The 19,656-nt window shown below is 54.6% G+C and carries 20 protein-coding genes and 1 tRNA gene; 11 read left to right on the forward strand and 10 right to left on the reverse strand.

Going from position 1 to position 19,656, the window contains the following annotated elements; translation table 11 throughout:
- Positions 1-67: 67 nt before the first annotated feature.
- The 3 genes from MKZ35_RS03745 to MKZ35_RS03755 all read right to left on the reverse strand — a co-directional run bounded on the left by MKZ35_RS03745 (position 68) and on the right by MKZ35_RS03755 (position 3,917).
- On the reverse strand, positions 68-1,294 hold the full coding sequence (locus tag MKZ35_RS03745; RefSeq protein ID WP_482511867.1) for an MFS transporter: 1,227 nt from the start codon (positions 1,292-1,294) through the stop codon (positions 68-70).
- Positions 1,295-1,308: 14 nt separating this feature from the next.
- A complete protein-coding gene (locus MKZ35_RS03750) occupies positions 1,309-3,129 on the reverse strand; it encodes a M61 family metallopeptidase (protein ID WP_482511868.1) in 1,821 nt (606 codons plus the stop codon).
- Positions 3,130-3,452: 323 nt separating this feature from the next.
- On the reverse strand, positions 3,453-3,917 hold the full coding sequence (locus MKZ35_RS03755) for a class I SAM-dependent methyltransferase (RefSeq protein WP_482511869.1): 465 nt from the start codon (positions 3,915-3,917) through the stop codon (positions 3,453-3,455).
- 202 nt (positions 3,918-4,119) lie between these two features.
- Between MKZ35_RS03755 and MKZ35_RS03760 the strand changes: the two genes are divergently transcribed.
- The 3 genes from MKZ35_RS03760 to MKZ35_RS03770 all read left to right on the forward strand — a co-directional run bounded on the left by MKZ35_RS03760 (position 4,120) and on the right by MKZ35_RS03770 (position 5,896).
- Positions 4,120-4,839, forward strand: coding sequence for a phosphatase PAP2 family protein (locus tag MKZ35_RS03760; RefSeq protein ID WP_482511870.1), 720 nt, complete (start codon positions 4,120-4,122; stop codon positions 4,837-4,839).
- Between the two features lie 119 nt (positions 4,840-4,958).
- Positions 4,959-5,040 (forward strand) — tRNA-Leu (locus MKZ35_RS03765).
- 169 nt (positions 5,041-5,209) lie between these two features.
- Positions 5,210-5,896, forward strand: a complete 687-nt coding sequence (locus MKZ35_RS03770; RefSeq protein WP_482511871.1) for a phosphatase PAP2 family protein — start codon at positions 5,210-5,212, stop codon at positions 5,894-5,896.
- Positions 5,897-5,932: 36 nt separating this feature from the next.
- On the opposite strand, the gene MKZ35_RS03775 is transcribed toward MKZ35_RS03770, so the two are convergent.
- From MKZ35_RS03775 to MKZ35_RS03785, 3 genes are all read right to left on the reverse strand, one after another.
- On the reverse strand, positions 5,933-6,817 hold the full coding sequence (locus MKZ35_RS03775; protein WP_482511702.1) for a transposase: 885 nt from the start codon (positions 6,815-6,817) through the stop codon (positions 5,933-5,935).
- A 74-nt stretch (positions 6,818-6,891) separates the two neighbouring features.
- Entirely contained in the window at positions 6,892-9,216 is a 2,325-nt protein-coding gene (locus MKZ35_RS03780; protein WP_482511873.1) for a GAF domain-containing protein, read from the reverse strand.
- A gap of 126 nt (positions 9,217-9,342) precedes the next feature.
- On the reverse strand, positions 9,343-9,945 hold the full coding sequence (locus tag MKZ35_RS03785) for a hypothetical protein (RefSeq protein ID WP_482511874.1): 603 nt from the start codon (positions 9,943-9,945) through the stop codon (positions 9,343-9,345).
- 228 nt (positions 9,946-10,173) lie between these two features.
- On the opposite strand from MKZ35_RS03785, the gene MKZ35_RS03790 reads away from it, so the two are divergent.
- Entirely contained in the window at positions 10,174-10,872 is a 699-nt protein-coding gene (locus MKZ35_RS03790) for a bacteriorhodopsin (RefSeq protein ID WP_482511876.1), read from the forward strand.
- A 56-nt stretch (positions 10,873-10,928) separates the two neighbouring features.
- Here the strand turns inward: MKZ35_RS03790 and MKZ35_RS03795 are convergent, their stop codons facing one another.
- Together MKZ35_RS03795 and MKZ35_RS03800 are read right to left on the reverse strand one after the other, a co-directional pair.
- The gene (locus tag MKZ35_RS03795; protein ID WP_482511878.1) at positions 10,929-11,579 is read right to left on the reverse strand and encodes a hypothetical protein; all 651 of its coding nucleotides are present in this window, start codon (positions 11,577-11,579) and stop codon (positions 10,929-10,931) included.
- Positions 11,580-11,869: 290 nt separating this feature from the next.
- Positions 11,870-13,285, reverse strand: a complete 1,416-nt coding sequence (locus MKZ35_RS03800; protein ID WP_482511879.1) for a dicarboxylate/amino acid:cation symporter — start codon at positions 13,283-13,285, stop codon at positions 11,870-11,872.
- 200 nt (positions 13,286-13,485) lie between these two features.
- Between MKZ35_RS03800 and MKZ35_RS03805 the strand changes: the two genes are divergently transcribed.
- Positions 13,486-14,514, forward strand: coding sequence for a dipeptide epimerase (locus MKZ35_RS03805; protein ID WP_482511880.1), 1,029 nt, complete (start codon positions 13,486-13,488; stop codon positions 14,512-14,514).
- Between the two features lie 8 nt (positions 14,515-14,522).
- Here the strand turns inward: MKZ35_RS03805 and MKZ35_RS03810 are convergent, their stop codons facing one another.
- Positions 14,523-15,305, reverse strand: coding sequence for a DUF3667 domain-containing protein (locus MKZ35_RS03810; RefSeq protein ID WP_482511881.1), 783 nt, complete (start codon positions 15,303-15,305; stop codon positions 14,523-14,525).
- A gap of 402 nt (positions 15,306-15,707) precedes the next feature.
- On the opposite strand from MKZ35_RS03810, the gene MKZ35_RS03815 reads away from it, so the two are divergent.
- On the forward strand, positions 15,708-16,157 hold the full coding sequence (locus tag MKZ35_RS03815; RefSeq protein WP_482511882.1) for a MarR family winged helix-turn-helix transcriptional regulator: 450 nt from the start codon (positions 15,708-15,710) through the stop codon (positions 16,155-16,157).
- A gap of 50 nt (positions 16,158-16,207) precedes the next feature.
- Complete coding sequence (locus MKZ35_RS03820; protein WP_482511883.1) at positions 16,208-16,879, forward strand: YceI family protein; 672 nt, start codon at positions 16,208-16,210, stop codon at positions 16,877-16,879.
- A gap of 55 nt (positions 16,880-16,934) precedes the next feature.
- Here MKZ35_RS03820 and MKZ35_RS03825 read toward each other — a convergent pair whose 3' ends face one another.
- Positions 16,935-17,492, reverse strand: a complete 558-nt coding sequence (locus tag MKZ35_RS03825; protein WP_482511884.1) for a hypothetical protein — start codon at positions 17,490-17,492, stop codon at positions 16,935-16,937.
- 100 nt (positions 17,493-17,592) lie between these two features.
- On the opposite strand from MKZ35_RS03825, the gene MKZ35_RS03830 reads away from it, so the two are divergent.
- From MKZ35_RS03830 to recR, 4 genes are all read left to right on the forward strand, one after another.
- Positions 17,593-18,078, forward strand: a complete 486-nt coding sequence (locus tag MKZ35_RS03830; protein WP_482511885.1) for a helix-turn-helix domain-containing protein — start codon at positions 17,593-17,595, stop codon at positions 18,076-18,078.
- Positions 18,079-18,125: 47 nt separating this feature from the next.
- Positions 18,126-18,524: a transposase family protein gene (locus MKZ35_RS03835; RefSeq protein WP_482512262.1), complete on the forward strand. Its 399-nt coding sequence runs from the start codon at positions 18,126-18,128 to the stop codon at positions 18,522-18,524.
- Between the two features lie 112 nt (positions 18,525-18,636).
- Positions 18,637-18,918, forward strand: coding sequence for an ATP-dependent Clp protease adaptor ClpS (locus MKZ35_RS03840; protein WP_084444557.1), 282 nt, complete (start codon positions 18,637-18,639; stop codon positions 18,916-18,918).
- A 97-nt stretch (positions 18,919-19,015) separates the two neighbouring features.
- Positions 19,016-19,624 carry a recombination mediator RecR gene (gene recR / locus MKZ35_RS03845; RefSeq protein ID WP_482511886.1) on the forward strand — a complete coding sequence of 203 codons (609 nt, stop codon included), beginning with the start codon at positions 19,016-19,018 and terminating at the stop codon, positions 19,622-19,624.
- The last annotated feature ends 32 nt before the right edge of the window (positions 19,625-19,656 follow it).

A 19,656-nucleotide genomic window follows, 5' to 3' on the forward strand; every position in this document is an offset into this window, starting at 1 on the left:
AGACCCTACTCAGACCGAATAGGTTGCTCTTCGCAACGAAGAAAAGCCTTCGATAGTGCTTTGCGATTTACGGATGGGTTACGGGGCTCAACTTCGCGCCACGCCCTGCTTGCCACGCTACGGCGCCCAGACACAGCGCAAACCAGGCCCACGGCAGCCGCAGATCCAGCACCGATAAACCCGCGAACACCAACGTGGTAGCGAAGCTGGCCAACCCCTGCAACGCCTGATTCAAGCCAAAGACTTCGCCCCGGTTTGCTTCCGTGGTGCGCTGGGCCAGCAGTCCTTCCAGTAAGCCCTGAATAAGGGAAAGGGTAAGGCAATCCAGTGTCACCAGCACATACAGGCTCACCCGCGACGAGCCTACAAGCCCGTAGGCGGCCAGTACCGGCACACCCAGCGTCGCCAACCAGAAAATGGTCCTCCGTTGATTGATACGGTCGGCGAAGTAGGTGTAAAACACATAGTTGAGCCCGATGCTCAAGGCCCCGAAAAACATGAAAAAGTATGATATAGCCTGCGCGTCCATCTGCTGCTCGCCCAAACTCACAAAAGGCACGAAGTAGAAATAATAGCCCGTGCTCAGTGTAAGTGCCACCTGCATGAGCACAATGCGACGGAGGTCTCCAGCGGGCGTGTCCTGGGCGCGCAGCCGGGCCCACAGCGTCAAGGGGTTCAGGCCGCGGCTTAGCTCGGCGCGCAGCTCGGCCCCACGCACGGGCGAGCGCTGGCTGTGGGTTTCGGGGAGAAGAAAGCTAAGCAGCACATTCACCGCCGCCAGACTCACCGCCAAGGCCGAGACATAGGCCGCTTCGTCGGCTGGAGGCACATCCAGCGTGGTCAGGAGCAGGCCGGCCGCCATTGGTCCCAGCACAAAGCCCAGAGAGATAATCGCCCCCTCAATGCCCAGATTTTTGAACAGGTCGTCTTTGTTCGAAATGTCGGTAATAGCGGACCGAATGGTGGCGTACATGCCGTTGGTGAGGCCGTCGCTCAGCCGATTGACGAAATACAGGCCCGTGCGCACTGGCAGCAGTAAAGTCGTGGCCAGTAGCGTACCCGCCGCCGACAAAATCAGGATGGGTCGGCGCCCATAGCCGTCGGAAAGGCGGCCCAGGAGTGGAGCCGAAAACAGCTGCACCCCCAAAAACAGACCCGTGCCCAACGACAGCCACAGTTGCGGCTGCGGCAACGCGCGCACATACTCCGGCAGAATCGGCCCGATAGCCGACCCCACGATGACATCGAGCAGAATAACCGCGTAAATAAGCGCGAGACGAGGATTTTCAATCAAAACAGCAAACCTATCTACTTCACTTTACTTCCCAGCCACATCGTCCGAAACGCCAGCTGCTCGGGCGTAGCCGTGGGGGCTGGTACTACTTCTACCGTCGGCACCTCGGCCAGCGTGACCTGCACGGTGCGCACTCCCGCGCGGGAGCGAACCTCTACCGGAACCACGTCGCCGGGCTTGTGCTTGCCCAGCAGCTTCTGCAGCTCCTTCTGATCCTTCAGCTTTTTGCCGTCGAGCTTGAGCAGCACATCCTCACGGTCGATGCCCGCCAGGTAAAGCGGGCTGCCGACCAGCGTGCTGGTGCTGATAGTGGCGCCCTGGGGGGCAAAAGTTAAATCTATGAACCCCATAGTAGGCTGGCCGGGCTGCGCCCTGCGCACCAGCAGGCCGGCAGGAGCCAGCAGCTCTTCATAGTTGGGAAGTTCGTGACCAGTAATATGCGTGCGGAAAAACTGCCCTGCGAAAGCCGTGTCGCGGGCAACTTCGCCCAGAATGCGCTGCAAATCCGGGAGCGTGTAGGGGCGCTGGGGGGCGAAATTCTGCTGGCCCTGGCCATGTTGCTGCCATACGGCCCGCATATACGCATCCAGATCGGTCTTATACTGCTGGCGCAACAGCAGATCAAGCGCCAGCGCATTTGCTCCCCCAATGGTATAGTACGAGAGGTAAGTATTCACGCGGTTATTCGGGTCGATAGCCGCCGCGGCATCCACGAACGGTGCCTGCTGGCTCATCTGCACCGGCGAGTACAAGCGGGCCCCCGGCGAGTTTACCATGCTGTTGACGATGGTCGTCAACTCTTGCATATACTGCGCCTCGCTGAGAATGCCCGCCCGGCGCAACAGTAGGTCGCCGTAGTACATGGTAAAGCCCTCGGCAAACCATAAGGCCTCACTCTGATTAGCGCGGTCAAACGCAAACGGCTCCAGCGACTTTGGCCGAATACGCTCCACGTTCCAGGCATGAAAAAACTCGTGCGATACGGTACCCAGGTTGTCAATTGCCTGTTGTCCGCGCAAGGGGCGGGCGCTGGTGAGGGAGGTGGAGTTGCGGTGCTCCATACCATCGCCGCTGGTTTGAGGCAAGTAGTTGGCAATGAAGGTGTAGCGCCCGAAATCGAAAGCCGGCAGCTCACCAAAAACGGCGCTGGCTTCGCGTACAATCTTCTTGGTCTGGTCGGCGTATGCGTCCAGTTCAGCCGCTGTGCCATCGTGCAGCACCGCTAGCTCAATGGTTTTGCCTTGCTCCTGCCAAGTGCGCACCTGCTGGGCACCCAGAGAAGTAGGCGAGTCCATAAGGTATTGTAGGTGGGGGGCAAAATACGTGTTGGCGGCCGTTTCGGGGTGCAGTTGCGTGGCTACCTGCCAGCTGGTGGGCAACTCAAACCGTACCTGGGTGGGGCGCTCCTCGAGGCCGCGAGCGTAAGCCAGAGTGGCGGGAATATTCAGGTGGGCGTGGCGCTCGTCGATGCCCACGTAGGTGCCGTCGGTACGGTCGCCGAAGAGCGTGTAGCTAAAGCGCACGGTGCCATCGTGGCCGACGACGTCCCAGCCGGAAGGGTCGGGGCGTGTGATGCTCAGCACTTTGCCTTTGGAGTCGGTAGCCTTTACAGTATATACGTTCTTGGCGAACTCATGCAAGGCATAGCGGCCTGGCGAGCTGCGCGCCATGCGCACCTGTAATGGGCCGGGTTTTAGATCAGAAAAAACCACTGTCACTTGCGCTTCATGGTGCACCGCGTTCGGAAAAGCTACGCTGTATTGCACCGGCGCCTGGGCCAGTGCTGCACTGGAAAGAACAAGAGCAAACAGGAGGTAGATATTGATTTTCCGCATGGAATAGGTGGGGTAGAAGGGAGAGTGGAAAGGTAAAAATGGGTGATTTTTCATGCCCTTGAGCCAAATATGTGTTGTGCCATTCAACTAAAAAAGCCTCCGGCGCACATAGCTTATACCGGGGGTTTTTTCGGGTGAAAGCAGCGGCGTAAAAATTTTGATTGGGATACTTTACGTAGGAAGCTTGAACGCAGTCGCTTCCACCATTCCTCCAAAAAACCGCTCCTGACTTACCCGATTCAGGCCGAGTCGGGCCAACTCTTCTGGCCAGGGCGGCAGCTTTCGGGCTTTGATATTAGCCGTTAGCCGAAAAAACTGATACATCACTCCCAGCAGCCAGCGTTGCCACCAAGCCTCTGGGGGCAAAAATCGGCCACCAGCCAAAACGTATCAGGGCGACTAACCGCTTGCAGGCGCTGGAGGAGCAGCCTCAGATCAGGTAGAACAAATAAATCGAGCAGGAAAAAGGTAACAATGGCGTCAAACTGAGCGCCGAGGGGTAAATCGGCATCCGTACCCAGCCTGAACTCAACCTGCGCGATGTGAGCAGGCGCTTGCCGCTGCAACAATGCCCGCGACTTGCGCAGCATAACCGCCGAAGCTTCCAGGTACAGAATGCGCGCCGCCGGTCGTCGCCGCAGCGTTTCCAGGAGCACCCAACCGGTGCCGCCGCCCACAATAAGCACGTACGGGGCATCGGGGGGCAAATGGGCCAATGCCGCTTGCTGTGCCCGCTGCAAAGCCGAGCCAAACACCATGTGCGCCAGCGGATCGTAGAAAGCCGCCACAAAATCGAAAGAGCCTGATTTACGTTCTATGAGTACGGCCTTTGACGTGGATGTTGTAGGCGTTGAAAGTAAAGAGTTGAAACTACACCTTACCAAAGTAAGCCTTAACGCAGGTGTTAATGTCTGGAATGTACTTTCTGGGATTTATATAAACATAGCAAAGCATGCGGCGTACTCGCTTCGCAACCCATATTCACCTTCCATGACCAATACTTTGCGCCGCTTACTGGCGGGCTTCTTATTATTCATCACCGAGTTTGCCATTACGCTGACCCTGGGAGTAGCGGGCGTGGTGTTCTTTTTGGCCGTAAGCAGGGAAGTGTTCGACCAGGATGCGGCCCGCTTTGATGCGCAGGCTTTTCGCTGGGCGCGCAACCTGATGGGTACCGAGCGCCAGACCTGGGTAGAAACCATCACCTTTCTGGCTTCGCGCAATTTCATTACCACCGTGGCCCTGACGCTGGTTGGGTGGTTTTTATTCCGTCGCCGCCACCGCTGGTATTCCCTGCTTATCCCGGTGGTGGCCCTGGGCAGCATCTCGCTCAATCTGGTGCTGAAGAATGTTTATAATCGGCCCCGGCCTTTGCTGCCGCTCACCTCCGCGTCGGGGCTGAGCTTTCCCAGCGGCCACGCCATGATTAGCGCCTCCTTCTATGGCCTGCTTATTTATCTGATATATACCCACGTACGACGTCCCACCTGGCGCTGGTTTCTGATAGCACTTCTGAGCCTTCTTATTCTGCTCATTGGCCTCACGCGCGTGTATCTGCGCGTGCACTACGCCACCGACGTGCTGGCGGGCTTCACCGCCGGCATTGTATGGCTGCTGATTGCTATTCCAGTGTTGCGGCGTATTGAGTTTCAAACAAAAAAACGGCTCAAACGCCGCCTGCAATCCGTTGAAGAACAGCCTGCAAGCTAGGCTAGCGGCTTGGTGAGTAGAAATTTTTGAGAAAAGAATTGTCGAAAAGCCTCGGCTGCTCCTATCTTTGCAGCGTTAAAAAGCACTTCACACGAGGAAATTGTAATTTAACCTATGCTGCGCTTGTGGCGAAATTGGTAGACGCGCTGTCTTCAGGCGGCAGTTCCGCAAGGTGTGGGAGTTCGAGTCTCCCCGAGCGCACAACAAAAAGCTGGTCCTTCGGGATCAGCTTTTTTTGTTTTTAAGCTACTAAAAAGCCCCCCAGATTCGTATCAACCCTCAGGTTCGTACTTGAAGACTAAAAGCTGACTTGCTTACTCTTTGAAGAAAGAATAGTGAGAAGGAAATAGGTGATGCGCTATTTTCCGGTATGAAAAACCTCACTACCAAATTCCTGAGACTATTAGGACTGCTGACGGCAGAAATTGTGTTGGTTAGCGTGTTGTTTCTAACGGCGTTCGTGGTGTTTTTTTACCTCACGCGCATTGTCTTCGAGCAGCAGTCGGAGGCGCTGGATGAGGCCGCATTCCAGTGGATGGATGCGCACCGAGTCCACTGGCCCGCGCTTACGCCGCTAATGCGCGGGGTTACATTTTTTGCCTCTGCGCCATTCCTGGTGGCTACCGCCATCTTGCTGCCCGCAGGGTTAGCCCTGCGCAACTACCGCCGCGAAGGCCTGGAGGTATTCTGGGCCATAGCCGGTTCGGCCCTACTGAATCAACTCCTAAAAACTCATTTCCACCGTCTGCGCCCCGATACGGCGCTGTTGCAGCAATACGGCCTAAGCTTTCCCAGTGGCCACGCCATGATTGGGTTAGCTCTATATGGCTGTTTGGCCTGGCTGCTGTGGCGTCATGGCCGCCACCCAGCTTGGGCGCTGACATTGCTGCTGTGGGCCTTTGTCATTGGTCTGAGCAGGGTGTATTTGCATGTGCACTACGCCACCGATGTGCTGGCTGGCTTCGCCGCTGGCTTGGCCTGGCTCATTGTGCTGCGCACGGGCCTGCACTTGTGGTGGCGAGAGAAGGCTTCGTTGAATGAAGAAGTGGTTGACTAAGCTCACTTCTTCATTAGAGTTTTTATTATTTGATAATCAGCAGATTGAGCAGATATTCTTGAAATGTGCTACTTCGGCGCACAAAGCGAAGGCATCGGTTAGCTTTTCCTTTTTTCTCATCCGGTTGGTTGTACGAAGCACGAAAAACGATTTGAGTCGTGCAATGACATTCTCCACCACGACGCGAAGTGGAGCCAACACCTGATTAATAAGACGTTCGAGTGGCGTGAGTGGATGATTTTTTCGCGCCTTAAAAGGAATAAAAACATACTTGCAGTTAATAAATTTTTTAATACCCACAAAGCCTGCATCCACATGAATCCGATAGTTTTTTAAGGTTATATGTGCGAAAATTTCTTTGAAAATAGTGAAGTCATGCGTTCGGCCACTATAGGCTTTGCTGATCCACAACAGCCGGCCGCTGAGCGAGCAGATGAGCAACCATTTCAGGGTGTGCCTTTTTTTACCACTATAAAATTCCTCCTGAAGCTGCTGATTAGCAGCCCGTTCAATCGGAACTTCGGTTACGTCAATGACTAAATCGTCGATACCCGCGAAGAGGTCGTCAAATTGCGTCTGCTTGGTAAATAAAACGCGTTGTGTCAGGCCTTGTGCTTGCAAAGCTGCTTTTAAACACGGTTTTAGTCGCTCTAAATACTGGCTCACCGCAAATTCAGAAAAGCCGAAGTAGATGGCCATATTATGCAGCGTGGGATAGGCTTTATAGTAGTGCAGAATAAAAAATAAGGCTTCGCGTGTATCGGTTAAAACCGGGTTTGATTTTAGGTAGGGTTGCGGGATTTTGGGTTCATAAAAAGGCGCGAATAGCTCGTAAAGCTGGTCGAACTGAACTTGAGTTAGCCCGGTTGCCGCTTTGTATTGGTTGTCCGTTCGCAGGTTGTGGTAGATGCTGAAAGCCATACAAAAATGAAAAGAACTGTTAATGCCCACAAGCTACTGATTATCAAATAATAAAAAATCTATTCAGCAGAATATTAGGGCTTCACCTTCACCCGAAGAGCCAGCAACCCTTTGACGCCTTGCAATTCCTCCAGCTCCAGCTCTTCTACTTCCGGCTCCAAAAGTCCTCGGTCCTGAAGATAATCTAGGTATTCGAGGTATTCATCGGCCTCGCGCTGCTGCGCGTAGACGAGGGCAATGTAGCCGGGCTGCGTTAGCCGCTCGCCCGTGCCCAGCACCGTGGCCTTATCAATCCGCTTCTTGATGATTTCATAGCGGATGTTGTAGGCACCATCCACGTCAAACTGGCGCTCATCGAGGCGAAAGCGGATGTTAAGCGGCTGACCGTGAATGAGAATCAGCTGGGTAGTTTCCAGCGGCACCGGCAGCTTGTCCCGAAGCAGGGTAGTCCGGCGGGTAATCTCTATCATTACCAGCAGCTGCCACAACCGTAGGTTTTTCAGGAAAACCAAGTCGAAGGGCTTGTTCTCTACCAGCGAGGCACCCACGTAGATATTGTGTTCTACGCCATCGGTTTTGAGGCGCTGAAAGTAGTGGGGAAACATCTCCTGCGCCTTTTCCTCTTCCTCATCGAGGTAGTCGCTTACAGTGTCATTAAGTAAAGTTACGCTCTGCTCAAACTCCTTGCGGCGCTTGTACAGAATGCCCAGATCGGGGTCCATATTGGACCAATAGTTCGCAATAACGGGTCGCAGGTCAGGGGTATTCTGGGATAAATAATCGAACAGGGGCTCTACTTCCGTCTTCAGCGACTCAAAAATGCTTACTTCATCGCCGGTCAGGATGCCCTGGCGCAAGCGGCGTAAGTGCTTGGAGACGTAGAACTTGAGCTCATCCAGAATAGGCAGGGCCTGAAACTCCGAGGCCTTTTTTAGTACCTTATTCGCCAGGGTAAGATGCTCAATCAAGTCGCCCTGAATGGCGTCGTTGCGGGCCGTGCTGCTGCTGCGAATGTCGCTGGAGCCATGCAGCGGATATACATCGTGAAACACAATGGGCTCTATCTCAGCGTTTTTATTGCCTTCTTCTACCTTAGCCAGTAGGTTCAGCGCCGCATCGGTAAAGCGCCACTCCATGGTGGGGTGAATGGCCGTAAACTTTTCCTTGATGATTGCCTGTACGCGCGTCTGTATCTCTTCGGCATTGCGCTTTACCGCCACCGCGAACAGGGGCACAAACTGGTTAACTTTCTCCAGGCAAAACTCATCCAGGTCGTTCACATTTGGCGAGCCCAGCTCAAGCAAGCCAACCGTATCGTCGCCATAAGGGAGCAGGGCCAGAATTGCGCTGCGAATACCGATGCCCAGAATCTGCTGGCGCAAATCTTCGGGAATGTCGGCCTGCTCTACATCTGCCAGTACCAGTGGCTGGCGGTCTTGCCAGAGCTGGGAATAAATCTGGCGGAAGCCGCTACCGACCTCCTGGTGAGCTAGCTGCTTGGTCAGAAAGCTATGGTTAATCTTGCGGCCAAAGTCTACAAAAGCCTTTTTCTTCTCATCGTAAGCAGCAATGCCCAACTGTAGAAAAGGCCGTCCAAACAGCACCCGCAGCTTTTCCTGAATCTGCTCGAGGCGGTCAGAGGCTTGTAGCACGTCGCGCTCCAGCAGGTCGTACTTCAGCTCCGAGAGAATTTCCTGTTCCGTGACGTCGGTCAGATTCAGGATGTTAAAACCCACCAACTCAAAGTTGCCGGGGGGCAAAAGCTCCTGCCACAAGTCGGTGCGGTGCAGGTTGTGCGTCAGCGTGTCCAGCTGCGCCGACGTAAGCGCGGGCCGCTCACCCACCACGCGCACATCCAGAAACGTAGAGTCGAAATCGACGCTATAGTGACGATACAGGCCGATGTTATAGTCGGGTACGGTAAACGTGATGGAGCCCGTAATGGGCAGCTTCACGCCATATACCTTGTCCAGAATCAGGGCGTAGGCCATCCGCGCCATGTACACTTCCATGGTGCGCGCATCCACGTTCAGCGGTTGCTTGATGTTTTGCTGCGGATTGAGCAGCACCTCCGCAAAGCGGGGCGTATGATAAAAGCTGTAGCGCTGAAAGGGCGGAATAACGCCGCTAATAGCCGTTTGGAAGGACGCGGCTGGAATTACAGCCAGCATGAGCGTCTCTACTAAGTCGCAGTTGCACTCAATGGCCGCATGGTCGAGGATGGGGCCGCGGGCCCAATCGGCGGCGGCCACCTGCTCGCCGATGGAGCGGGCCAGCAGCGCCACTCCCGGATTAGAATCAGTTTCGCGGGCCTGCCAATACGCAATCAGCGGCTCCAGGCTCAGAGTCGTGGTGAAGGGAAAGGCCGTGGCGACGTGAGGAGATAGTTCTTTGAGCATGATAAAGCGTATTACCCCGAGGATAATGAATTGATTTACAAACAACAGCCATTTAGCACGGCACCGCTAGTATACGCAAGATAAGTGAGTCTGAATACTGCTAGCTGCACGTTCAGTACCGGTACTCTAGCGGCTAAGCACAACGGGCTTGGGCTCGTCGCCTACGGCTGAGGTTATGTCTAAAACAGTGCCCGAAGTGCTAGGCTGTTCGGCCTTCGTTACGCGCAGCTTTTTGCCCTCATTTTGATAGCACGTGCAGCATCCATCGCCTACGAACTTGCCCGCCAGCGTAATGGAATCGAGAGAATAGAAAACTGTTTCGCGGCGGGGAGTAGTGCCGGCTGGGAAGCGCCGAACTACGAAGAGCTGGTACTTGTAAGCGTCGAGCTTGCGCCCACCGCCAGCGGTAAAGGGAGCAGTAGTATTGAGGATGATGGGCTCAGCCGCCAGCGCACGGGAGCGGATAATGCGGGCAGTATCATTGGGCACTTTGGGCGCGTTGGGTGGTAGCTGCACCAATGGATCAACGTAAGGGTAGCGCACCAACACGACGGTATCTACATCGGCGGACCGGAAGCCGGTAGCGCCCAGCGAGTCAGCGAGGTTGAACTGAAAGTAGATGGCATCTTCCAAAGTATCGTCGCACTCGCAGGATACGCTGCCGCAGCAGGCACTTACGGCCGTAGCCACCAGCAGGCCCAGTAGCCAGGTAAATAATTTACGTATCATAGCCGGTAAAGATAGGGGGAGGCGAGAATACAAATGCCCCCCAGGCCTTTATAAAGTCAACAGAAGAGGGACAAAAGTTACGCGGGCTCAAGCTTTTTTAACCGAATCAGAGGCAAATAACCTGCTCTGCCTAGCTGAGGTTAAAATAGGATTAAATTTATCAGAATTGTAACATATACAAATTAGGTCGGGTATCAACAAACAAATACACCAACCGAAGCACCCGCTATGACTGACACTACGCTTTACTCCATTTATATAATCTGCATGATTCTGGGGGCCATTTTATTCCTGTACTGGGGCCTAGCTGACCGGCGCGGCGTACCTCGAGCCGAGTACCTAGTGGCTTTTCTGATTCCGGTGTGGTCGGCTACGGCCTACTTTGCCCTATCTACGGGCCAAGGCACCACTGAAGTCGGCGATACCACCCATTTCGCCCGCTACCTCGATTGGGTGGTAACGACGCCGCTGCTGTTGTTTGCCCTAGCCTCCACGGGCATGTATTACATTAAAAAGGACCGGGTTATCATTGGCGGCCTGGTGCTGGCCGACGTGTTTATGATTCTGACCGGCCTGATTGCTGACTTATCTACCGGCTCCGTGCGCTGGGTATGGTACGGATTGGGCGTAATAGCTTTTCTAGGCATCATGTGGACCCTTTGGGGACCGGTGCGCCGACGCGCCCAGAGTCAGGGTCCGGCTTTGGCTTCGGTTTATAACCGTGCGCTCAGCTTCCTGACTATTCTTTGGATTGCATATCCCCTTATTTGGGCGCTCGGCCCCACGGGCATAGGCGCCCTCGATCCTTTCACGGAAAAGCTGCTGTTCGTCGTGGTGCCTATTCTTTCTAAAGTAGGCTTCAGCATCGTTGATTTGTCGGGGCTGCGCTCATTGCGCGAGCAGCCACAGGAGCTGGCGTTTGAGTAAGCTCACGGCATGACTCACAGTAAAAAAGCCCCCCAGCTACGTAGCTGAGGGCTTTTTTACTGCGGACTCGTAGCTACAGTCTGGCCCATTATTACCTCAATGGGGCCGCGGTTTACGAATTCAGTTTTTAGGGCGGCGGCGTCTACCTCCAGCTGGGGCCGGATCTGGTCAAGAGCATGGCGCAGGGCTAGTACATCGGCCAGCCGTGGGGCGTCGCTCTGGGAATAACCATGGTACATAGCCACCCGCACCGACGATTGGCCCGTGCCGGCATACGTGCCCAGTAGCTCACCGTGGGCATCATAGAGCTGCACTTCGGCCCGCACCCGACTGCAATACCACCCTAGCGGAATACCCAGCACGGAGGGTGTAAGTAAGGTCACCATCTGGAAAGCCTGCAAGGCGCGCCCTGGCCGCGACACCGAAGCTTCCATTATTAGGAGCTTCACGTAGCCAAACTTGGTGCTGTCGGTGGCGTCAATGATGTTCTGATTGAGTTCCTGCTCAAACATCTTGCGTGCGTCGTCATACTCGGTGGCCTCCGAAACCATGAGCAGGCTATTGTCAACATCAACCTGCAGAGCCGGTAGACGGCTGCTAAGGCTGGCTTGTGAAGCCTTAAACAATACTTTATCCGCCGATTTGCAGCCTGATAGGATAATTCCGGACAGTAAATAGAAGGTCAGGCACCGCAGAGCGTGTTTCATAAGCGTTGTCATTCAGAGCAATAAGCACAGGGCTATATCAAAAATAAGACAACTTTAGCACCTGACGGGGAGCTTTATTTACGCTTATTCAATAAATAATACATTAAATTGAATAAATGCCAGATTGGCTATGTATAAGCTCAACTGGCGTATTTGCAAATGAAACAGGTCCACTTATTCCTGCTTAGGAATAAGTGGACCTGTTTCATTTTTTCAATAAAATGACACCAGACTTTGCTGTCGCTCACTGTTGCAATACGCCTAAACGACGCCAACGCAGCTGTAAATTCTTAGTGTGTGTGCTGCGCTAGAGCGCTGTCTTCCTCGGCGAGTTCATCTAGGGGGGCGGCCACGTAGTTGTCTACAAATTCACCTTCCCAACGGGCTACTACGGCCGTAGCCAGGCAGTTACCAATTACGTTCACGGCGGTGCGGGCCATATCCATGAGCGCATCGATACCCAGAATAATGAATACCGGCCACGAGGGCAAGTTGAAAGAGGCCACTGTTGCCAGCAGAATAACGAGTGAAGCGCGGGGTACACCCGCTACACCTTTGCTGGTGAGCATCAGCGTAAACACCATAACCAATTGCTGACCAAAGCTTAGGTCTACACCCGCCGCCTGCGCCACAAACACGGCCGCCAGGGAAAGATAAAGCGTCGTGCCGTCGAGGTTAAACGAGTAGCCAGTCGGCATGACGAAGGCCACGATGCGGCGTGGCACCCCAATGCTTTCCATGGCTTCCATAGCCCGCGGCAAAGCGGCCTCCGAGCTGGTAGTGGCAAAGGCAATGCTCACCGGCTCGGCGATGGCCTGGATAAAACGCTTGATTGGAATGCGGGCGAAAAAGGCAATAGGCAGCAGCACCAGCAGCAGAAACGCGATAAGGGCCACATACAAGGTGAGCAGCAGCTGAAAAGCATTGAACAGGGGCGCAAAACCCATTTTGCCCACGGTGTAAGCCAAAGCTCCACCCACACCCAAAGGAGCGAAGAACATCACCACATTGGTGAATTTGAACATCACTTCCGACAGGCTTTCCATCACTTCCAGCATAGGCCGGCGATGCTTGCCGTGCACCATGGCTAAACCGATGGCGAAGATGATAGCAAACACAACTACCTGCAACACTTGCCCTTCCGCTACGGACTTAGCAATGTTTTCGGGGAAGATGTGCAGAATGATATCGGAGGTAGATTGCTCTACGGCCTGGAGCTTCTCGGTCGTATCGGCTCCGGCCTGGCTGATGCCAACGCCGGCTTTGCTCAGGTTAATAGCCGCCAAGCCGATGAATAGCGCAAACGTGGTGACCACCTCGAAATACACCAGCGCTTTAATCCCCATCTTGCCTACTTGCTTCAAATCGGCGTGGCCGGCGATGCCTACAACGAGCGTAGCAAAAACCAGGGGAGCAATAATGGTTTTCACCAGACGCAGAAACACGTCGCTGAGCACTTTCAGGTTTTGGGCGAAAACTGGGTAGTCATTGCCAATTTCGGCCCCCACAAACATGCTGACCACTATCCAGAAGGTGAGTGAGCGGCGCTGATACCCGTACACCACCAGCGCGGCCAGTGCCAGCCAGCGGGCTATCCGCGGCACGGCGAGTGGCAGCGCCACCATATTATAAGCTGACAGCACGGTGAGCACAATGGCCACCAACGACAAAATCAGAATGAGGGGAACGATGCGCGAAAACTTCATGCAGAGTAGGGTGGGGATTACCAGGGAATGTCAGCAAAGATAAGTTTTCAGGCAACAGTTAAAGGGTTTGAGCAGTGCGCTGCTAATTTATCGTTGTGGGGGGCTTTTTATACTGCGCTGTATCGCTGATTTTAGCTCCGTATAAAAGTAGCTTTGCGCACGGTCGTGCCATACTGCCGGCCAGCTCCATACTCTACTTCATGCTCTGGACCATCGAAACGCGTGAGCTGCCGTTGCGCTATACCTGGAAAATATCGCGCAACGCCTCTACTACCAAAACCAACCTGCTCGTGCGGGTGCAGCAGGAAGCTGGCGGGGCGGTAGGCTGGGGCGAGGCGGCGCCCAACGTGCGCTACGGCGAGTCGCCGGAAGGGCTGCAAGTGGAGTTTGAGCAGCTGGTAGCCAGTGGATTGAGCCGCGTAGCTTCGCTGGATGAGCTAACCGAGTTTTTGGCGCATCGCGCCGTGGCGCATGCCTTGAGCTTTGCTTTAGAGTCAGCTTACGTGCACTGGCTGGCCGCGCACACGAGGCAGTCGGTGGCGGCGGTGTTGGGCCTGCCCGAGCCAGCGACATCCGTACCTACGGCTTTGACCTTGCCCATAATGCCTCCCGGCGAGGTAGCGGAGTTTATTCGGGAGCAGGATATGGGCCGTTTTTCTATCCTTAAAATAAAGGTAGACCAGGCCAGCGGCTATGAGCTGCTGCGCGAAGTGACCCGTGCCTTGCCCGGCCGCCAACTCATCATCGATGGCAACGAGGCCTGGACCGACGCCGACGCGCTGTTGCAGTTTCTGGAAAAAATTGCCCCCCTGCCCGGCCTTGCGGTGCGCTTGCTGGAGCAGCCGATGCCGGCTGCCTTCACCGACCACTACCGCTACCTGCGCGCCCGCTCGCCGTATCCCGTTTTCGCCGACGAATCAGTAACCAACGACGCCGATTTTGCCGATATCGCCCAGCAGTTTCACGGCGTGAATATGAAGCTCATGAAAGCCGGCGGCTACCGCAACGGCCTGCGCCTGCTCGATCAAACCCGCGCCCACGGCCTCGACACGATGATTGGCTGCATGGTCGAGACGACGCTAGGTATCTGGGGGGCAATGCAGATAAGCAGCCAGGCCCAGGTATGCGACCTGGATGGGTTTATCATCATTCGTGACGAGCCATTTGGGCTGGTGCAGGAGGAAAACGGTTTGCTCCGGGCTCAAACCGCAGTGCCTGATCTTGACTAGCAGCCGGTTTACCCAAACACATACCAGCGGAACAGCATATTCAGGGTGTAGCTGCCGGCTGCGCTGAGCAACACGGTGAGAAAGGCCCGCCAGCCCGCCCCCGCCCAGGTAAGCCCGAGTCCCTGCCGGCCCACCAGAATCAGGTAAAGCAGAATAATGCCTATTTGCAGGCTGCTGGCCACGTTGCTGCTGGCCATGGTTTTGAAATGCACAGCCCATAAGGCAAATAGAATCAGCGCTAAATAGAGGTTGAAGGCTGATCCGATAATGACTTGCACGAAGAACGACTCGGCGTAGTTGAGGCCCCGCTTGCGGTAGACCAGCCACGTAAATAAGGCGTACATGGGCAAGGCCAGCAGCAGCCACCAGAGGTTGTAGTATTTGCCCACGTAATGAAAATACTTTACCATGCGGGCCAGTTCGTCGGCTGGCATTCGGCCAGCGAAGCGGCGCTGCATTTCGGCTCCCGTGGCTTCGTAATAACTCAAAAGTGCGGCTGCCGCGGTGGCCAGAGCTACCATGAGCAGCATAAACTGAAAGGGATTGAAATAGCGTTTGCGCCGGCCCGCCAAGTAGTCGGCTACCACCCGGCCCGGATAAAGCAATAGCTGAGGTATATAGCCCACGATGGTATTATCAGCATGGGTGAAGACATTGAATACCTCATGCGCTACGTGGCCTACCGTAAGGCGGTGCGGCTGGCGCTGCCCGCAGCTCGGACAGAAGGGGCCAGCTGGCAACTGCTGGTTGCAGTTCAGGCAGGCAGCGACAGTAGCAGAATCAGTAGCCATGACGGATGCAAGAAGTGGAAATAGAACTAAGGGGCTTTTCGTCTGATTCGTGGGAATATGCGTCTCTTATTGCGCCAGTATATGTCTGACACGCTTGCTTGAAAGAGCGGTAATGCTTTATTAGTTAGCTGGTTAAATTGATCGGATGGCCATTAGTTAACAGAGCACAACAGAGTACTTGGTGTAGCAGCAGTGCAACCATAAGGCTACCAGTGAGACTTTAAAGCTATATGGATTTACTGCTTCAATGAATCCTCCTGCCTAGCTTGCTGGCTATATAGTCAATGCGAGGATAATAAATATCTGTAATACGTAATAAAAATATTCTTGCGAAGCGTGTTGCAACATTAAATGTATGTACATATATTTGTAGCATCCTTCGGCAAGGGTACGCCGCCGCTCATGAAAATCGAAGACGAAATCAAGCAGCCTACTTTCAAAGACGCCTATCAAAAAGCCCATATCAATCTGATATACACCACGGGCTGGATACAGCTGCGTCAGGCAGCGGCTTTCCGCGAGTTCGACGTTACACTGCCTCAGTATAATATTTTACGCATTCTACGCGGTCAGCACCCCAAGCCTTCAACCGTGAATCTGCTTATTGAGCGCATGCTCGATAAAACCAGTAACGCCTCCCGTATTGTAGATAAGCTGCTAGCCAAAAACTACGCTACCCGCACCGTGTGTCCCAGCAACCGCCGCGCCGTGGACATTCATATTACCGAGGCTGGGCTGGAGCTATTGCGCAGTATGGAAAGCGTTGTTAGTCACCAGAATACAGGCTTACATAATCTTACCTCCGCAGAAGCCGCTCAGCTGAGCGACCTGCTCGATAAAATCCGTGACTGACGGCTTTCAGTTAACACAAGTTTACCTCTCCATTTTTTCTTTCCCTGATCATGAAAAAAATTGCTCTGTCAGCCATCTTCGTTGCTGCTCTGTTTACTGCTCCCGCAATGGCTCAACAGCCAACCGTTAAGAAAACTACTCCCGGTACCGCCAAAGCTGCTGGCACCGCTTACCAGGTTCAGCCTCAGCTCAGTACCTTAGGTTGGGTAGGTAAAAAAGTAACCGGCGAGCACAACGGCACCATTCAGTTCAAAGAAGGCAATGTGTTGGTGCGCGGCAACCAATTCGTAGGCGGTACTTTCGTGGTGGACATGAACTCCTTGAAAGTAGAGGATATCAAAGATGCTGATAGCAACGGCAAGTTGGTAGGTCACCTGAAGGCGGATGACTTCTTCGGCACGGAGAAAAACCCGACGGCTAGCTTTAAAATCACGAACATCACGCCTATCAAAGGTGCCGCTGCTGATGCCAACAACGCCACTATCACCGGCGACCTGACCATCAAAGGCATTACCAAGCCAATTACCTTCCCCGCCAAAGTAGGCGTGAAGAACGGCATGGCCGCCGCCACGGGCGTCGCTACCATCGACCGCACCAAGTACGACATCAAGTACGGCTCGAAGTCTTTCTTCGAAGGCATTGGCGACAAGGCCATCTACGACGAGTTCACGTTGAGCTTCAACGTAATTGCTAAGAAGTCAAGTGGCGTTGCTGCTAACTAAGTAGCCCTATTCCTTTAAGCAAAAAAGCCCCCCAGACCAGGTCTGGGGGGCTTTTTTAGTTTGGGATTACCAGCTCGCGCGGCAACACAAAGCGCAGGTTATGACTTTTGCTGCGATTATGCAGTTGGGTCAAGAAGTCGTCTAGTTCCGATTTGTATTCCAGCCACAGGTCCTCGTGCAGGTTGGTAAGCACGAGTTGCACGGCGCGGGCCGTCATGCGGGCGGTACTGACGTAAAAACCGTTGTAAGGGCTGTCGAACTGACCCGTGTAGTTGTCAAAAATCAGGCGCAGGGTATAGAGTATCAGATCTATTTCGAGGCGCTTGTCTTTGGTAACGCGGCGGGCGCGGGCCGTTTCTTTGGTGGCTTTGCCCAGCGCCTTATTGAGGCTGCGGTTGAGCAGGCGTCCCGTTACGGCCACGTTGAACAGCTCGTGAATGCGGTCGGCGGTCTGCTCATACACCTGCTCCACGGTCACATCGGGCAGTAGCTCGTAAGCAAAGGTTTCGTAGAGCTCCGCATCGCGGCGCACGGCCCGCAGCAGCAGGGCTTCTTTTTCCTTGTCGGGGAGCTGCTTGAGTGCTTTCTTGAAATCGGTGGAGGGAACGGGCATAGTAGAGAGAAGGAGCGAGGAGGCCGGCAGTTCTGAAGCTGGCTGCTACACTACAAATGAATAGACTTGTTCCCAAATAGTATTTTTGGGGATGCTAGACGTGAATACGATAACCGATGACCGGCAGATGCGGGCCTTGACGGGGCTAGATGTGGCGGCCTTTTGTGCGCTGGCCGAGCCGTTTGCGGTCGGCTGCCAACAAGAAGCGGATGCCCGCTTTACCGACCAGCGCCCGCGCAAACGGAAGGCTGGCGGTGGGCGTAAGGGCGTGTTAACCAGTCCGCAGCAAAAGCTATTGTTCATTCTGTACTACCTCAAAACTTACCCCACCTTCGACGTGCTAGCCGCCAGCTTTGGCTTGCCCCGCTCTAAAGCCTGCGAACACGCGCACCGATTGGCCAAAGCGCTGGAACGCACCTTGCGCACACGGGGCGTACTGCCGGCCCGCACCATCGACTCGCTGGCCCAGATGCAACAGGTCTTCGCCGAGATACCCGTGCTGCTGCTTGATGCCACCGAGCGCCCCCAGCACCGCCCGCGGGCCGTGGTGGACCGGGCCGCCGACTACTCGGGTAAAAAAGACTGACCCGTAAAAATACGCTCATTGCCGACCCGGCCCGCTACATTCACTACCTGGGACCCACTACCTGCGGGGCGACCCACGACTACCAAGCGCTTAAAAACGAGTTTGATATCAACCTGGGCTTGCTCGACCTTTTCGAACTGCTGGCCGATTTGGGCTACCTGGGCTTCGTCGCTGACTACGAGCTGCCCGCGGAAAGCTTGCCCCACCGCAAGCCCCGGCGCAGTAAAAAACGCCCGGATGCGGCCCTGACCGACACCCAACGAACTGAAAATGCCGCCCACGCCCGCCGCCGCGTTAAGGTTGAACACGCCATCAGCGGAGCTAAACGCCTGGGTTGCGTGGCCCAAACCTGCCGCAATAAGTCCGCCAGCTTCAACGACCGCCTGCTGGCGCTGGCTTGCGGAATCTGGAACTGGCATCTTGTTAAACGAAAAGAAGCTATTTAGGAACAAGTCTAATGTCTAAACCCCGAAACGAATCTGCCCGCGTGGCGGTTATGCTAGGCCGGTGCGGACCCAAATCGGCGCCTTTTTCCTTGATAATCCGTACTTTTGCGCCATGAACACCAAGCCGCAGATTGACTACAATGAGGACGTTTTATTACTCGAAGAAACCATCGACGTTCGCGACCTGATCGTGTACAATGATGACGTGAACACCTTCGACCACGTAATCAAAACCCTCATCGACGTGTGCGGGCATGAGCCCGAACAGGCCGAACAGTGCACCCTGCTGATTCATTATAAAGGCCAGTGCACCGTGAAGCACGGCGCCTACGACGAACTGGCCGGCATGTGCACCGCCATCCACGACCGTGGTATCTCGGCCGATATTCTTTAAATGATTAAATGGCTGAAGGTTAAAATGGCTGATTGTTCAACTGAAAAACGAGAACAGCCAGCCATTTAACAGTTGAGCCATTTAACAATATAGCTACATGGAATTCCCTTCCAAACTGATAGAAAACGCCGTGGCGGAGCTTTCTAAGCTGCCTGGCATTGGCCGCAAAACGGCTTTGCGCCTGGCGCTGCACCTGCTAAAGGCAGAGAGCGACAACACTGCTTCCTTGGCGGAGGCACTGGCCAAAATGCGCTTTGAAATCACCTATTGCCACACTTGCCACAATATTGCCGATACGGAGGAGTGCAGCATTTGCGCCAACAAGCTGCGCGACCACGCCATGGTGTGCGTTGTTTCCGACATCCGCGACGTGATTGCCATTGAGAATACGAGCCAGTATCAGGGCGTATACCACGTACTGGGGGGCGTTATTTCCCCCATCGAAGGCATCGGCCCTTCCGACTTGCAGATTGACTCTTTGCTGAAGCGCATTCCCGAATCAGAAATCAAAGAGGTCATCCTAGCCATCAGCCCCACGATGGAAGGCGATACCACGGCTTTCTACCTCACCCGCAAGCTCCGCGAATTCCCCGACGTGCACATCAGCACGATTGCCCGTGGTATTCCGGTGGGGGGCGAATTGGAGTACGCCGACGAAATAACCCTGGGCCGCAGCATCGTGGAGCGGCAGCGCCAGGCTCGGTAGCCGGCTGGGGGGCTTTTTTCAGCTGCTACTCT

The organism is Hymenobacter sp. R533113, assembly GCF_056835965.1.

What these genes read in the sequence shown, in the direction of transcription:
- MKZ35_RS03815 (WP_482511882.1), top strand. Translation starts at nt 15,708, where the DNA reads ATGAAAATCGAAGACGAAATCAAGCAGCCTACTTTCAAAGACGCCTAT.
- MKZ35_RS03825 (WP_482511884.1), bottom strand. Translation starts at nt 17,492, where the DNA reads ATGCCCGTTCCCTCCACCGATTTCAAGAAAGCACTCAAGCAGCTCCCC.
- MKZ35_RS03780 (WP_482511873.1), bottom strand. Translation starts at nt 9,216, where the DNA reads ATGCTCAAAGAACTATCTCCTCACGTCGCCACGGCCTTTCCCTTCACC.
- recR (WP_482511886.1), top strand. Translation starts at nt 19,016, where the DNA reads ATGGAATTCCCTTCCAAACTGATAGAAAACGCCGTGGCGGAGCTTTCT.
- MKZ35_RS03760 (WP_482511870.1), top strand. Translation starts at nt 4,120, where the DNA reads ATGACCAATACTTTGCGCCGCTTACTGGCGGGCTTCTTATTATTCATC.
- MKZ35_RS03750 (WP_482511868.1), bottom strand. Translation starts at nt 3,129, where the DNA reads ATGCGGAAAATCAATATCTACCTCCTGTTTGCTCTTGTTCTTTCCAGT.
- MKZ35_RS03775 (WP_482511702.1), bottom strand. Translation starts at nt 6,817, where the DNA reads ATGGCTTTCAGCATCTACCACAACCTGCGAACGGACAACCAATACAAA.
- MKZ35_RS03810 (WP_482511881.1), bottom strand. Translation starts at nt 15,305, where the DNA reads ATGGCTACTGATTCTGCTACTGTCGCTGCCTGCCTGAACTGCAACCAG.
- MKZ35_RS03770 (WP_482511871.1), top strand. Translation starts at nt 5,210, where the DNA reads ATGAAAAACCTCACTACCAAATTCCTGAGACTATTAGGACTGCTGACG.
- MKZ35_RS03805 (WP_482511880.1), top strand. Translation starts at nt 13,486, where the DNA reads ATGCTCTGGACCATCGAAACGCGTGAGCTGCCGTTGCGCTATACCTGG.
- MKZ35_RS03800 (WP_482511879.1), bottom strand. Translation starts at nt 13,285, where the DNA reads ATGAAGTTTTCGCGCATCGTTCCCCTCATTCTGATTTTGTCGTTGGTG.
- MKZ35_RS03790 (WP_482511876.1), top strand. Translation starts at nt 10,174, where the DNA reads ATGACTGACACTACGCTTTACTCCATTTATATAATCTGCATGATTCTG.
- MKZ35_RS03795 (WP_482511878.1), bottom strand. Translation starts at nt 11,579, where the DNA reads ATGAAACACGCTCTGCGGTGCCTGACCTTCTATTTACTGTCCGGAATT.
- MKZ35_RS03785 (WP_482511874.1), bottom strand. Translation starts at nt 9,945, where the DNA reads ATGATACGTAAATTATTTACCTGGCTACTGGGCCTGCTGGTGGCTACG.
- MKZ35_RS03840 (WP_084444557.1), top strand. Translation starts at nt 18,637, where the DNA reads ATGAACACCAAGCCGCAGATTGACTACAATGAGGACGTTTTATTACTC.
- MKZ35_RS03820 (WP_482511883.1), top strand. Translation starts at nt 16,208, where the DNA reads ATGAAAAAAATTGCTCTGTCAGCCATCTTCGTTGCTGCTCTGTTTACT.